The sequence below is a fragment of the Bradyrhizobium iriomotense genome (assembly GCF_018129405.1).
GTDB classification, from domain to species: domain Bacteria; phylum Pseudomonadota; class Alphaproteobacteria; order Rhizobiales; family Xanthobacteraceae; genus Bradyrhizobium; species Bradyrhizobium iriomotense_B.
The window spans coordinates 23,714-36,918 of record NZ_JAFCLP010000007.1 but is presented as its reverse complement, the minus strand read 5'-3'; the positions used below and the strand labels follow the sequence as shown (position 1 = coordinate 36,918).

The following is a 13,205-nucleotide window of genomic DNA, read 5'->3' as shown; positions in this document are numbered from 1 at the left end:
AAACTTCGCAAGGCGCCATGAACCAGCATCTGCGTTCCGAACCCATTCCCTTCATCGATGTGGCCTCGCAGCGCCGCCGGCTCGGCGCCTCGCTCGATGCGGCCGTCAAGCGCGTGATGGACCATTGCCAGTTCGTCAATGGGCCCGAGGTCTTCGAGCTCGAGAAGCAGCTGGCGGCCTACTCAGGCGCCAAGCACGTGATCGGCTGCGCCAGCGGCACCGACGCGATCCTGATGGTGATGATGGCGAAGAATGTCGGGCCCGGCGATGCCGTACTGTGTCCGTCCTTCACCTTCATCGCAACGGCTTCGCCGGTGGCGCGGACCGGCGCGACGCCTGTCTATGTCGACGTCGACGAGACGACCTTCAACATGAGCCCGGAGTCGCTCAAGCGCGGCATCGCGACCGCCCGCAAGGCCGGCCTCAAGCCGGTCGCGGTCATTCCGGTCGACCTGTTCGGCCAGCCCGCCGATCACGACGCCATTGCCGAGATCGCCAAGGCGGAAGGCCTGTTCGTGCTCGACGATGCCGCGCAAGGCTTTGGCGCGAGCTACAAGGGCCGCAAGCTCGGCACCTTCGGGCTCGCCACCGCGACCAGCTTCTTCCCGGCAAAGCCGCTCGGTTGCTTCGGTGACGGCGGCGCGATCCTCACCGATGACGACGAGCTCGCGGCGACGCTGCGCAGCATCCGCGTGCACGGGCAGGGCGTCGACAAATACGATAACGTCCGCCTCGGCCTCACCGGCCGGCTCGACACCATGCAGGCCGCGGTCCTGATCGAGAAGCTGAAGATTTTTGACGACGAGATCGCTGCCCGTAACCGTGTTGCCGAACGTTATGCGCGCGGGCTCAGCAATGTGGTCACCGTGCCGCGGCTCGCGCCCGGCAATACGTCGGTCTGGGCGCAGTACACGATCCGCCTGCCCAAAGGCACCGATCGCGACGGCTTTGCCGCCGCGCTGAAGGCCCAGGGCGTGCCGACCGCGATCTATTACGGCAAGTCGATGCACCAGCAGACCGCTTACAAGCAGTATCCGGTCGCCGAAGGCGGCCTGCCGGGTTGCGAGAGCCTGTCGCAGGACGTCATCAGCCTGCCGATGCACGCCTACCTGACCGAAGCCGACCAGGAGCGAATCATCGCCGCCGTCCGCGGCGCGCTCGCCGGCTGATTTCTTCCTTCTCCCCTTGCGGGAGAGGGTGGCTTCGCGAAGCGAAGCCGGGTGAGGGGTCTCTCTCTGCACGGTATGCTGGGAGAGAGACCCCTCACCCGATTGAGTTTGTATCTACCGGCGTCGCTGCCCTCTCCCGCAAGGGGAGAGGGCGCAGCAATGCGCATCGCAAGATGCAATCGACCTCCGTCCGATAAGTCTTTAGAACAGACGCATGCTCGGACGCATCTTCACGGTCGGTGGTTACACGCTGCTCTCGCGGCTGACGGGGTTTGCCCGCGACATCATGCTCGCGGCGATCCTCGGCGCCGGCCCGGTGGCCGACGCCTTTTTCGTGGCGCTGCGGCTGCCCAATCATTTTCGCGCGATCTTCGCCGAGGGCGCCTTCAACGCCGCCTGGGTGCCGGCCTATGCGCATGTCCATGGCGAGAAGGGGGAGGCGGCCGCACATTTGTTCGCTGACCGCATCTTCACGCTGCTGCTGGCCTCGCAGGCGATGCTGCTGATCGTCGCCTGGCTGTTCATGCCGCAGGCCATGAGCATTTTGGCGCCGGGATTCTCCGAGGATGCCGAGCAGCGCAAGCTCGCGATCGAGCTGACGCGGATCACATTTCCCTATCTGCTGCTGATCACGCTGGTGACGCTCTATGGCGGCATGCTCAACGTGATGCAGCGCTTTGCCAGCGCCGCGGCCGCCTCGATCTTCCTCAACGTCGCGATGATGATGACGCTGGCGGTTGCCGTCTGGTTTCCGACCGCGGGCCATGCCGCCGCCTGGGGCGTCCTGATCTCGGGCTTCCTGCAATATTTCCTGCTCGCGGGCGATCTCGCCCGCCATGGCGGCCTGCCGCGCTTTGCCCCGCTCAAGCTCGACGAGGACGTCCGCGGCTTCTTCAAGGCGCTGGGCCCGGCAACGCTGGGCTCGATGGGCACGCAGGTCGCGCTGTTCGCCGACACCATCATCGCGACCTTCCTGCCCGCAGGCGCGCTGTCGGCGCTCTATTACGCCGACCGGCTCAACCAGCTCCCGATCGGCGTCATCGGCATCGCCATCGGCACGGTGCTGCTGCCCGAGATGTCGCGGCGCATCACCGCCAACGACCATGACGGCGCGATGAAGGCGCAGCGCCGCGCCTTCGATTTCACGCTGCTGTTCTCGGTGCCGTTCGTCGCAGCCTTCATCACCGTGCCTGACGCGATCATGCGCGCGCTGTTCGCCCGCGGCGCGTTCTCCAAGGCGGACGCCGCAGCCGCCGGCGCCACGCTCGCGGCCTATGCCATCGGCCTGATTCCCTTCGTGCTGATCCGTAGCGCGGTTGCGACCTTCTATGCCCGCAAGGACACCGCAACGCCGGTGCGGGCGTCGCTGACCGGCATCGCCGTCAACGTCGCGCTGAAAGTCGCCTTGATGGGATCGCTCGCCCAGATCGGCCTCGCGCTGGCAACCGCCGTCGGTGTCTGGACCAATTTGCTGCTGGTGCTGTTCTTTGCTGTGCGGCGCGGCTTTCTCGTGCTCGACCGCGCCTGGCTGATGTCGCTCGGCAAATTCCTGCTGACCGGGATCATCCTGGCCGCGGCGTTCTGGCTGATCGCGCGTTTCGGCAATTCCATGCTGGGCTCGATGCACTTCCGGGATGAATTGCTGTTGGTCCTGCTCGCCGTCGGGGGCTCCATCGTCTACGCGTTCGCGATCCTCGTGCTGTTCGGACGCAAGTGGCTGGTCTCGCTGGTGCGCGGCTAGGCGAACTTCATTCCTCGTGTCCTCCTCACGGAGGACGAATGCGCCCGAGTGAGGTGCTCGCCTCCAGGATGTAGTCAGCCTCTACACATCCCTTGATTTTATGCGATTGCCGTGGTAGTGACGGCTCATGATCAAATCCGTGCGCAAAGTTGACCTCTCGAACATGACCCGCTTCGGCTGGGCCGTGGGAGGAGTCGCACGCTAGGAATTCGACGTCGACATCTTTTCCACCAGGCCCCGCCGGCATCGGACGGGGCCTTTTCATTGGCCACGCTCCCTGCCGGCACAACAGCAGGAGCATCCGATGCCACCACAATTGACGAACAGTACGAGCGAGCCGGAGGTCGACGCCGCCCGGCTTCGCTTCGACTTCTCCATCGCCTTGAGTCTGCTCAAGCGATACTGGCGCGCGTTTCAGGGCTGGCGCCAGCGTTCACGAGTCACCTTGCACGACCTGAGCGACAGGGAGCTGATGGACATCGGCTTGACGCGTGGCGAGATCGACTCCATCGCGCCTGAACGTGCTATCGACAGGCTGCGAGGTCGCACGACGGATCTATGGAGCCGAGGCGCGATGTAGGTGATCAACCGTAGAGTTCTTCAGGCATGATTCCGTTCCTTGAACGACTCGACCGCTCAAGCAAAGTGCTTGTTGCAGGCTGTGGCGGCGGCTTCGACGTTTTCGCCGGGGTCCCGCTCGCCCAGCATCTGACGGCGCGGGGTAAGGAGGTGGTATTCGCCAGCTTCTCCTTCACGAACTTATGGCTATGCGGCGGCGAGCGTGTCGGGGAGGCGATCTGGCGCGTCGATCAGCGCGCCGCCGAAATTCCTTACTTCCCGGAGAAGTGGCTGGCCGAATGGCTCGGTCGCCGCGAGCAGCTCGTGCCGATCTACGCCTTCGCGAAAAGCGGTGTTCGACCGCTCGCGGCGGCGTATCGCTGGATCATCGATGCCCATGACATCGATACCGTGGTCTTGGTTGACGGCGGGACTGACAGTCTCGTATTCGGCGATGAGCCCGGCGTCGGAAGCGTCGTCGAAGACGCTGTCTCGCTCGTGGCTGCCGATCAGGCCGCGGGCGAAAACGTGCTGCTCGCCGCAATCGGTTTCGGCGTAGACCATTATCACGGTGTCTCGCATCACGCGTTCCTGGAGAACACAGCCCAGCTGATTCGCGATGGCGGGTTTCTCGGCATGTTCTCGCTGTCGCAGGGCAGCAGGGAGGCCGAGGCGTTCCTCGATCTGGTGGAATACGCCAACCAGCGCCAGCCGCAGCATCCGAGCATCGTGTGCAATTCGATCGCGAGTGCACTGCGGGGCGAGTTAGGCAACTATCATGCCACCAATCGAACCAGCGGAAATGAACTTTTTATCAACCCGCTGATGACGCAATATTGGACGTTCCAGTCCTCAGCGGTGGTTCGTCGCATGGCCTATGCGGGCCAGCTGGCCGAGACTGAGCGTGCGGAGGACGCCCGCAGAATCATCGATCTTCACAGGGAGGTGAGCGACCTGCGCCCCTTCCGTCCTATTCCGCTCTGACGATCGAAGGCAAGCTCCACTGACGCTGCCTGCCTAAACCCGTTTGCCTTGCCACTTTTTCCACGGCAATATGCCGGCAAAACAACCATAGGACGGGTCAAGACAATGGCGGCTCCCATCAAGTTCGGCGTTGGCCAAAGCGTGCTGCGCAAGGAGGATGACGCGCTCATCCGCGGCAAGGGCCGCTATACCGACGATTACGCGCCGCAGGCCGCGCTCCGCTGCTTGATGCTGCGCTCGCCGCATGCGCATGCCAAATACACCATCGATGCGAGCCGTGCCCGCAGCCTGCCCGGCGTCGCGCTGATCCTGACCGCCGACGATGTCAAGGATCTCGGCAATCTGCCCTGCCTGTTCAATCTCGAGACCGATCCGTTCACCGGCCCGCCTTACCCGATCCTCGCCAAGGACGAGGTGCGTCATGTCGGCGATGCCATCGCCTTCGTGGTCGCCGAGACCATCGACCAGGCCCGCGACGCGATCGAGGCGATCGAGGTCAAATGGTCGCCGCTACCGGCGGTGACCGGCGTCGTCAATGCCGTGAAGAAGGGCGCGCCGCAGGTCTGGCCGGACAAGGCCGGCAATGTGCTGTTCGACGTCTCGATCGGCGACAAGGCGGCGACGGAAGCTGCCTTCGCCAAGGCCCATGCGGTGGCCGAAATCTCCATCGTCAATCCGCGCGTGGTCGCAAGCTTCATGGAGACGCGCGCGGCGGTGTGCGAATACGACGCCAAGCGCGACCATCTGACGCTGACGGTCGGCAGCCAGGGCAGCCACCGCCTGCGCGACATCCTGTGCCAGAACGTGCTCAACATCCCCACCGACAAGATGCGGGTGATCTGCCCCGACGTCGGCGGTGGCTTTGGCACGAAGCTGTTTCCGTATCGCGAATACGCGCTGATGGCGGTTGCGGCGCGCAAGCTGAAGAAGGCGGTGAAATGGGCGGCCGACCGCTCCGAGCATTTCATGGGCGATGCGCAGGGCCGCGACAACGTCACCACCGCGAAGATGGCGCTGGCTGAGGACGGCAAATTCCTTGCGATGGATTGCGACCTGATGGGCGACATGGGCGCGTATCTGTCGACCTTCGGGCCCTACATCCCGCATGGCGGCGCCGGCATGCTGCCGGGCCTCTACGACATCCAGGCCTTCCACTGCCGGGTGCGCACCATCTTCACCCATAGCGTGCCGGTCGATGCCTATCGCGGCGCGGGCCGGCCCGAGGCCGCCTATGTGATCGAGCGGCTCGTTGACGCGTGCGCGCGAAAACTCGACATGACGCCGGACGCCATCCGCCGCAAGAATTTCATTCCGCCGAAGGCGCTGCCGTACAAGACCGCCACAGGCAAGGTCTATGATTCCGGCGACTTCGCCGCGCATCTCAAGCGCGCGATGGAGATCGCGGAATGGAAGGAGTTTCCCAAGCGTGCCAAGGCGGCCAAGAAGCAGGGGCTCATCCGCGGCATCGGCCTTGCGAGCTATGTCGAGATTTGCGGCGTGATGGGTGAGGAGACGGCCAATGTCCGCCTCGATCCCAATGGCGACGTCACCGTCCTGATCGGCACGCAGTCGAGCGGGCAGGGGCACCAGACCGCCTATGCGCAAATCGTCGCAGAACAGTTCGGCCTGGCGCCGGAGCGCGTGCACGTCCGTCAAGGCGATACCGACGAGATCGCCACGGGCCTCGGCACCGGCGGCTCGGCCTCGATTCCCTCGGGCGGCGTCAGCGTCGAGCGCGCCACGCGCGAGCTCGGCTCGAGGCTGAAAGAAATCGCGGCGCAGGCGCTGGAAGCCAGCGCCGGCGATATCGAGATCACCGATGGCATCGTGCGCATCGCCGGCACCGACCGTTCGATCTCGTTCGCCGATCTCGCCAAGCGGCCCGGCGTCGATCCGTCGAAGCTGAACGGCAGCGCGACCTTCGCCAGCGCCGACGGCACCTATCCGAACGGCACGCATCTGGCGGAGGTCGAGATCGATCCGGCCACCGGCATCATCAGAATCGTCAATTACGTGATCGTCGATGATTTCGGCAAGACGCTCAATCCGCTGTTGCTGGCCGGCCAGGTCCATGGCGGCGCCATGCAGGGCATCGGCCAGGCGCTGATGGAACAGGTGGTCTATGGCGCCACCGACGGCCAGCTCATCACCGCCACCTACATGGATTACGCGCTGCCGCGGGCGGCGGATGGTCCGTCCTTCGTGTTCGAGACCCACAACATCCCCTGCAAGACCAATCCGCTGGGGGTGAAGGGGGCGGGCGAGGCCGGCGCGATCGGCTCCTGTCCGGCCGTCGTCAACGCCATCGTCGACGCCCTCTGGCGCGAATACAAGATCGACCACATCGACATGCCGGCCACGCCGGAGCGGGTGTGGATCGCCATCAGCGAGCACCGTCGCCGCCACAGCCTCTAAAGCGCGATCTTCGCGCGCACGGGAATAAACGCGCCGCGCGGGGTTCTACCCATGATGGGTCCCGGCTTCGCCTGAAGCCGGCGAAGTCTCATTCCCTGAACGTCTCGAGAGCCGGAGAAACGGACCAATGAAACGGACGATGATTGTCGCGGGCGCCCTCGTGCTGGGCGCGGGCGCCGTCATGGCGCAACAGGAGATTGCCGTCCAGCAGGACAATCTGATGCGCTCGCAGGCAAAGAGCCTGTACTCGGTCATTCAGAAGATGACCAAGGGCGACATTCCCTACAACCAGAAGGCCGTCAACGAGGCGATTGCCAATCTGGAGGCGGACGTCGCCAAGATCGCCAAGACCTTCGAGGTCAATCCCAAGCAGGACGTCGTGAATGCGTCCTACGGCTCCTCGCCGAAGGTCTGGCAGAACAAGGCCGATTTCGACTCCAAGATCCCGCCGGTGCAGAAGGCGATCGCGGACGTCAAGGGCAAGATCCACGATGTCGCGAGCCTGAAGGCCGCCTACACCGCGATCAACGACCGCTGCAACGATTGTCACGAAACCTATCGCTTGAAGTTGAAATAACCGGGCGACGAGGAATCAGTGAGGAGGCGGTTGCGAAAGCAACCGCCTTTTTTGTTACGTCAACCTCAAGTCTCGTAGCCCGGATGAGCGAAGCGATATCCGGGGAGCCGAGCTGATAGTCTGTCCCGGATGTCGCTTCCGCCTTCGCTCTTCGAGCTACGGCGGACGAGTCGCTCATCCGGGCTACAGGACTCCTGACCGGCCAATGAGTCGACTCGTGGGAATTTCTGTTCGCAAGGCCTGACGGATCGCCGTGAGAGCGGCTATCTTTGCGCCAACGGCCGTGCGCTGACACGAGTCGACGCATCTTCCTCCGACAGCCTCACGACGTCGGGAGTTCCAACGCGCGGCGGGCAGCTGAACCACAGCGAGGCAGGCCATGGTAAAACCGTTCCCGTCGAAGACCCATATCGGCAACCATATGCTGCATCCGGAAACCCTGATGCTGACCTATGGCTATGATCCGCAATTGTCGGAAGGCGCCATCAAGCCTCCGGTGTTCCTGACCTCGACCTTCGTGTTCAGGACCGCCGAGGACGGGCAGGACTTCTTCGATTATGTCGCCGGCCGGCGCGAGCCGCCGGAAGGCATGGGCGCGGGCCTCGTCTATTCGCGCTTCAACCATCCCAACAGCGAAATCGTCGAGGACAGGCTCGCGGTCTATGAGCGCACCGAGAGCTGCGCGCTGTTCTCCTCGGGCATGGCGGCGATCGCGACCACAATTCTCGCCTTCGTCCGTCCCGGCGACGTCATCCTGCACTCCCAGCCGCTCTATGGCGGCACGGAAACGCTGCTGACGAACACGCTTGCGCGCCTGTCGATCGGCGCGGTCGGCTTTGCCGACGGCATCGATGAAGCCTCCGTCAGGCAGGCCTCGGAGGAGGCGATGGGTAGGGGGCGGGTTTCGATGATCCTGATCGAGACCCCGGCCAACCCGACCAACGGCCTCGTCGACGTCGCGATGATCCGCCGCATCGCCGATTCCATCGGCAAGGCCCAGGGACACACGCCGATCATCGCCTGCGACAACACGCTGCTCGGCCCGGTGTTTCAGCGGCCAATCGAGCACGGCGCGGACCTGTCGCTGTATTCGCTGACGAAATATGTCGGCGGCCACTCCGATCTGATCGCGGGCGCCGCGCTCGGATCGAAGGCGATCATGAAGGGCATCAAGGCGCTGCGCGGCGCCATCGGCACCCAGCTCGATCCGCATTCCTGCTGGATGATCAACCGCTCGCTCGAGACGCTGAGCCTGCGCATGGAAAAGGCCGATGCGAATGCGCGCCTGGTGGCGAGCTATCTGCGTGACCACCCCAAGGTCGCCAAGGTGCATTATCTCGGTCATCACGAGCAGGACTCAGCCCTGGGCCGCGTGTTCGCGCAGCAATGCCTGGGCGCGGGATCGACCTTCTCGTTCGATATCGTCGGCGGCAAGGAAGCGGCGGTGAAATTCCTCAACGCGCTGCAGATCCTCAAGCTGGCGGTGAGCCTCGGCGGCACCGAGTCGCTCGCGAGCCTGCCTGCAACGATGACCCATTCCGGCGTTCCCGCCGACATCCGCCAAAAAATCGGCGTGCTCGATTCCACCATTCGGCTGTCGATCGGCATCGAGAATCCGTCGGATCTGATCGCGGATCTCGCGCAGGCGCTGAACGCGGCTTGAGCGGGGCAGGTCCTCGCCCGAATCGAAAAGGCCGGACGCTCCCTCCTTGCGTCCGGCCTTTCCGCGACGAAGCCGCGTTTTCGCTTTACTTCGTCACCCTATTTCGTCGCCCTATTTCGTCACTTGGCCGCGGATCTCGCCGCCCGGGTTCGCCGCCGTGTGGATGTTGATGTAGTACTTGCCGCCGAGCAGGTCGGCGGCCTGCGCGTCGGTGAGCGTCGCTTCGCCCTTGACGGGGCTCGTCGCCGCATTCGGGATCGGGACCGCAACGCCGGCGTTCTTGCCGGCTTCGGCGGGGCCGTGGAAATGCGCGGCGGTGGCAGGGCCGGAGAGCCCGGAATAGTTGACGGTCCACGACAGCTTCTTGCTCGCAGCGTCATAGTCGAGCTCGGCCGTTCCGGTGCCGCTGCTGGCGTTGGCGGGTACTTCGGCTTTGCCGTCCAGCGTCGCCTTCAGTTTCTCCGCGCTGGCCGGGGCGGCGAACGCAACGGCAGCTCCGAGGGCCAGTGTGGCAAAAACGGCTTTGGTCATGGGTCTCTCCCTGTTGACGCCTGATTGCTGTCAACTTCCAAACAGTACGCCTTGCAGTTTATTCCCGCATTACAGCCGGACCATCTAAAATATTCGTGGCTGGATCGGGCGCGGCATGACCCTTAAGTTCGCGCGCTCACGATGGAATGATTGAATGCTGCGACGAACGCTTCTTGCCGCCCTGATCGCCGCCGTCGCGGCGTTCGGCCTCTATTGGTGGTTGTCCGCCCCGGTCGCTCCTGCGGCGCTGGCCTTGCCGGCGCCGACACGCAACCCCGATCTCGCCAACGGGCAGGAGATGTTCAATGCCGGCGGCTGCTCGTCATGTCATGCCGTGCCCAATCAGCCCGATCGCCTGCGGCTCGGCGGGGGCCTCGCGCTCGGCTCGCCGTTCGGCACGTTCTACGCCCCCAATATTTCCCCCGATCCGACCGACGGGATCGGCCGGTGGAGCGAGGCTGACTTCGTCAACGCCGTGATGCGCGGCATCTCGCCTGAGGGCACGCATTACTTCCCGGCGTTTCCCTACACGTCCTATCATCTGGCAAGGATCGATGACGTCCGCGATCTCTTCGCCTATCTGAAGACGCTGCCGCCGGTATCAGGCAGAGTGCGCGACCACGCGCTGCCGTTTCCGTTCAACATCCGCCGCAATGTCGGCATCTGGAAACTGCTGTTCATGGACACCGGGCCGTTCGTCGCGGATGCTTCACGCTCGCCGCAATGGAATCGCGGAGCCTATCTCGTGAACGGTTTCGGCCATTGCGCCGAATGCCACAGCCCGCGCAATCTGCTCGGCGGCATCGTCGCGGCGCAGCGCTTCGCCGGCGGCCCCAATCCGGACGGCGAGGGCTGGGTGCCGAACATCACGCAGCAGGGCATCGGCAGCTGGAGCGAGAAGGATATCGCCGATTTCCTCGAGACCGGCGACATGCCCGAGGGCGACAGCGCCTCGGGTGCGATGCGGCCGGTGATCAAGAATCTGGCGCAACTGACGGCGGAAGATCGCGCCGCGATGGCTGCCTATCTGAAATCGCTGCCACCGGTGCAAGGACCGACACCGCCCAAGCGCAAGGAGGGCGGCTAGCAGCGAGCTCTAGCCCGTGCCGAATGCCTTGAAGGTGATGATGGTGAGGGTGTCCTGGATGCCCGGCAGCACCTGCACCTTCTCGTTGACGAAGTGGCCGATGTCGGTGTCCTTGTCGACGTAGAACTTCACCAGCAAATCGTATTGGCCGGCGGTCGAGTAGATCTCGGAGGCGATCTCGGCTTCGGCGAGCGCATTGGCGACCGTGTAGGACTGGCCGAGCTTGCATTTGATCTGGACGAAAAAGGGAACCATTGCAGTCACTCCGAAAGCGCATCTGGCGGCTAATAGGCCAAAACCGGGGTGGCTTGGCAAGCGAACTTGCCGCCTTGCGGTTAGCCGGGACCGTCTCTAAAGCGCGATGACATTTGGATAAATCGTCATCGCGCTTTAGGTTGTTGTTTACGCATGATCTTTTCGGAAAACCGCTTCGCACTTTTCCGGATCATGCTCTAGGAAGGCAGGGGCGCGGCGGCGAACGCTTCCCTGAGCCGATGGGCGAGCTCGGCATTGCGATAGGGCTTGGTCAGGACGATCGATTGGGCGTGCGCGCGGCCCTGCTCGACCAGGGTCTCCAGGGCGTAGCCGGACGAGAACACGACCGGCAGGCCGGGGCGGATGCGCCGGGCCTGGTCGGCGAGCTCCCAGCCGCTCATTCCGCCGGGCATCACGATGTCGGTGAACAACAGGTCGATGGCCGAGTTGGTGCGCAGCAGCTGCAGGGCCTCCTTGCCGTTGACGGCCGAGATCACGCGATATCCCAGCGCTTCCACGCGCAGCGTGACGGAGGAGCGGACGAACGGATCGTCCTCGGCGATCAGAATCGTTTCGTGGCCGCGGGGCGCGGCTTCCTCGCGCGCCTCGATGTCGGCGAGCGATTGCTCGCCGCCGGCATGCGGCAGGTAGATGCGGACCGTCGTGCCGAGGCCCGGCTCGCTGTAGATCGAGACATGTCCGCCTGATTGCTTGGCGAAGCCATAGACCATGCTGAGGCCGAGTCCAGACCCCTTGCCGACCTCCTTGGTGGTGAAGAACGGCTCGAAGGCGCGCTCGATGACATCAGGTGCCATGCCTTCGCCGTCGTCGGTGACCGAGATCAGGGCGTAGCTGCCGGACGCCACCTCCGGATGCTGCATGCGATAGTGCTCGTCGATCGCCGTGAGCTCGGTGCTGAGGGTGAGATGCCCGCCCGATGGCATGGCATCCTGCGCATTCAGCGCGAGATTGAGCACGGCGGATTCGAGCTGGGCGCGGTCGGCGAAGGCCAGGATCGAGCCGGAGCCGAACGCCGTCCTGATCTCGATGTTCTCGCGCAAGGTACGCTTGAGCAGCTTGTGCATCGAGGTCAGGAGCTCGCGGCACTCGATCGCGCGGGGTTGCAGCAATTGGCGCCGGCTGAAGGCCAGCAGCCGTTGCGTCAGCTCCGCGCCGCGTTCGCCCGACTGGCAGATGTCGTCTGCGAAGCGGCGAAGGTCAGGACGCTCGCTGAGCTGCTCGCTCAAAAATTCCGCGTTGCCGATGATGACGGTGAGCAGGTTGTTGAAGTCGTGGGCAATGCCGCCGGAGAGCTGGCCGACCGTCTCCATCTTCTGCGCCTGCTGCAGCTGCTGCTCGGTCAGCTTGCGCCTGGTCAGGTCGTGAACGATGCCGACATAGATCAGCTCGCCGTCCTGCCATGCCTGGCCCACCGACAGATTCATCGGAAAGCTCGACCCGTCCTTGCGCAGGCCGACCGCTTCCCCGGTTGCGAGGCGCCGTTCTTGAGCGGTGGATGGGGGCCGCTTCTCGTCGGACATCAGCATGCCGATGTCGCGATTCATGACCTCGGCGGCGCGATAGCCGAACAGCCGTTCGCAGGCGGGATTGAACAGAAGAATGCGGGCTTGCGCGTCGAACAGGATGACGCCGTCAACCGCGGTCTCGACCACGGCGGTGAGACGCGTCATGCTCTCGCGCAGCGCGCGCTGGGCTTCACTGACCTGGCCGAGCAGCTGCGCCGCGTCCCGGTTCTTGGTCTCTTGCTCCTCGAGCGCGGCCTGGACCTGGCGGAGCTCGAACGGCGAGGGAATGGTCAGGATCTTCGGCAGCAGCGGCCAGAGCGCTCCCGCGGTGAAGACCGACGCAACGGCGGTGAGCGCCTTGACGATGCCCTCGATGCCGTAGACCGGGACCCAGAGCGTGTAGATCGACAGCACATGCGTCAGGCCACAGGCCATGATGAAGACGGCGAATGCCCAAAACACCCATCCGAACTTGAGGTCGCGCCGTTTGGTGACGAGGATCGCAAGCGCGAACGGGATCGAGAAATACGCCAGTGCAATGCTGGCGTCCGAGACGACGTGCAGCCATATCAGCTCGGGCTCCCACAGCAGGCAGATGCCGTGCGGCGAGAACATCGAGGAGTCGAGGAGACGTTCGAAATAGGCCCACATGATCGGGTTCCCGAGAGGATTGCGAGCCGAGGTCGGCCCGCAACATGG

11 protein-coding genes are annotated in these 13,205 nt (G+C 64.2%); 8 read left to right on the top strand and 3 right to left on the bottom strand.

The genetic code is table 11. From position 1 onward, the window contains the following. The first annotated feature begins 17 nt into the window (after window positions 1–17). The 7 genes from JQ592_RS16970 to JQ592_RS16940 all read left to right on the top strand — a co-directional run bounded on the left by JQ592_RS16970 (window position 18) and on the right by JQ592_RS16940 (window position 9,107). A complete protein-coding gene (locus JQ592_RS16970) occupies window positions 18–1,169 on the top strand; it encodes a DegT/DnrJ/EryC1/StrS family aminotransferase (RefSeq protein ID WP_211403961.1) in 1,152 nt (383 codons plus the stop codon). 214 nt (window positions 1,170–1,383) lie between these two features. Then, entirely contained in the window at window positions 1,384–2,910 is a 1,527-nt protein-coding gene (gene murJ / locus JQ592_RS16965) for a murein biosynthesis integral membrane protein MurJ (RefSeq protein ID WP_211403960.1), read from the top strand. 304 nt (window positions 2,911–3,214) lie between these two features. Next, on the top strand, window positions 3,215–3,490 hold the full coding sequence (locus tag JQ592_RS16960) for a DUF1127 domain-containing protein (protein WP_211403959.1): 276 nt from the start codon (window positions 3,215–3,217) through the stop codon (window positions 3,488–3,490). A 26-nt stretch (window positions 3,491–3,516) separates the two neighbouring features. Continuing rightward, window positions 3,517–4,452, top strand: a complete 936-nt coding sequence (locus JQ592_RS16955; RefSeq protein WP_211403958.1) for a DUF1152 domain-containing protein — start codon at window positions 3,517–3,519, stop codon at window positions 4,450–4,452. Window positions 4,453–4,557: 105 nt separating this feature from the next. After that, a complete protein-coding gene (locus tag JQ592_RS16950) occupies window positions 4,558–6,867 on the top strand; it encodes a xanthine dehydrogenase family protein molybdopterin-binding subunit (protein WP_211403957.1) in 2,310 nt (769 codons plus the stop codon). Between the two features lie 127 nt (window positions 6,868–6,994). Next, window positions 6,995–7,444, top strand: coding sequence for a cytochrome c (locus JQ592_RS16945; protein ID WP_211403956.1), 450 nt, complete (start codon window positions 6,995–6,997; stop codon window positions 7,442–7,444). Window positions 7,445–7,823: 379 nt separating this feature from the next. Beyond that, complete coding sequence (locus tag JQ592_RS16940; protein ID WP_211403955.1) at window positions 7,824–9,107, top strand: cystathionine gamma-synthase family protein; 1,284 nt, start codon at window positions 7,824–7,826, stop codon at window positions 9,105–9,107. Between the two features lie 111 nt (window positions 9,108–9,218). On the opposite strand, the gene JQ592_RS16935 is transcribed toward JQ592_RS16940, so the two are convergent. Beyond that, a complete protein-coding gene (locus JQ592_RS16935; protein ID WP_211403954.1) occupies window positions 9,219–9,638 on the bottom strand; it encodes a CHRD domain-containing protein in 420 nt (139 codons plus the stop codon). A gap of 154 nt (window positions 9,639–9,792) precedes the next feature. On the opposite strand from JQ592_RS16935, the gene JQ592_RS16930 reads away from it, so the two are divergent. Further along, a complete protein-coding gene (locus JQ592_RS16930) occupies window positions 9,793–10,725 on the top strand; it encodes a c-type cytochrome (protein WP_211403953.1) in 933 nt (310 codons plus the stop codon). Between the two features lie 9 nt (window positions 10,726–10,734). Here JQ592_RS16930 and JQ592_RS16925 read toward each other — a convergent pair whose 3' ends face one another. Both JQ592_RS16925 and JQ592_RS16920 read right to left on the bottom strand, forming a co-directional pair. Beyond that, the gene (locus JQ592_RS16925; protein WP_018642903.1) at window positions 10,735–10,980 is read right to left on the bottom strand and encodes an Lrp/AsnC ligand binding domain-containing protein; all 246 of its coding nucleotides are present in this window, start codon (window positions 10,978–10,980) and stop codon (window positions 10,735–10,737) included. A gap of 197 nt (window positions 10,981–11,177) precedes the next feature. Further along, a complete protein-coding gene (locus tag JQ592_RS16920; protein ID WP_211403952.1) occupies window positions 11,178–13,157 on the bottom strand; it encodes a PAS domain S-box protein in 1,980 nt (659 codons plus the stop codon). Window positions 13,158–13,205: the final 48 nt, after the last annotated feature.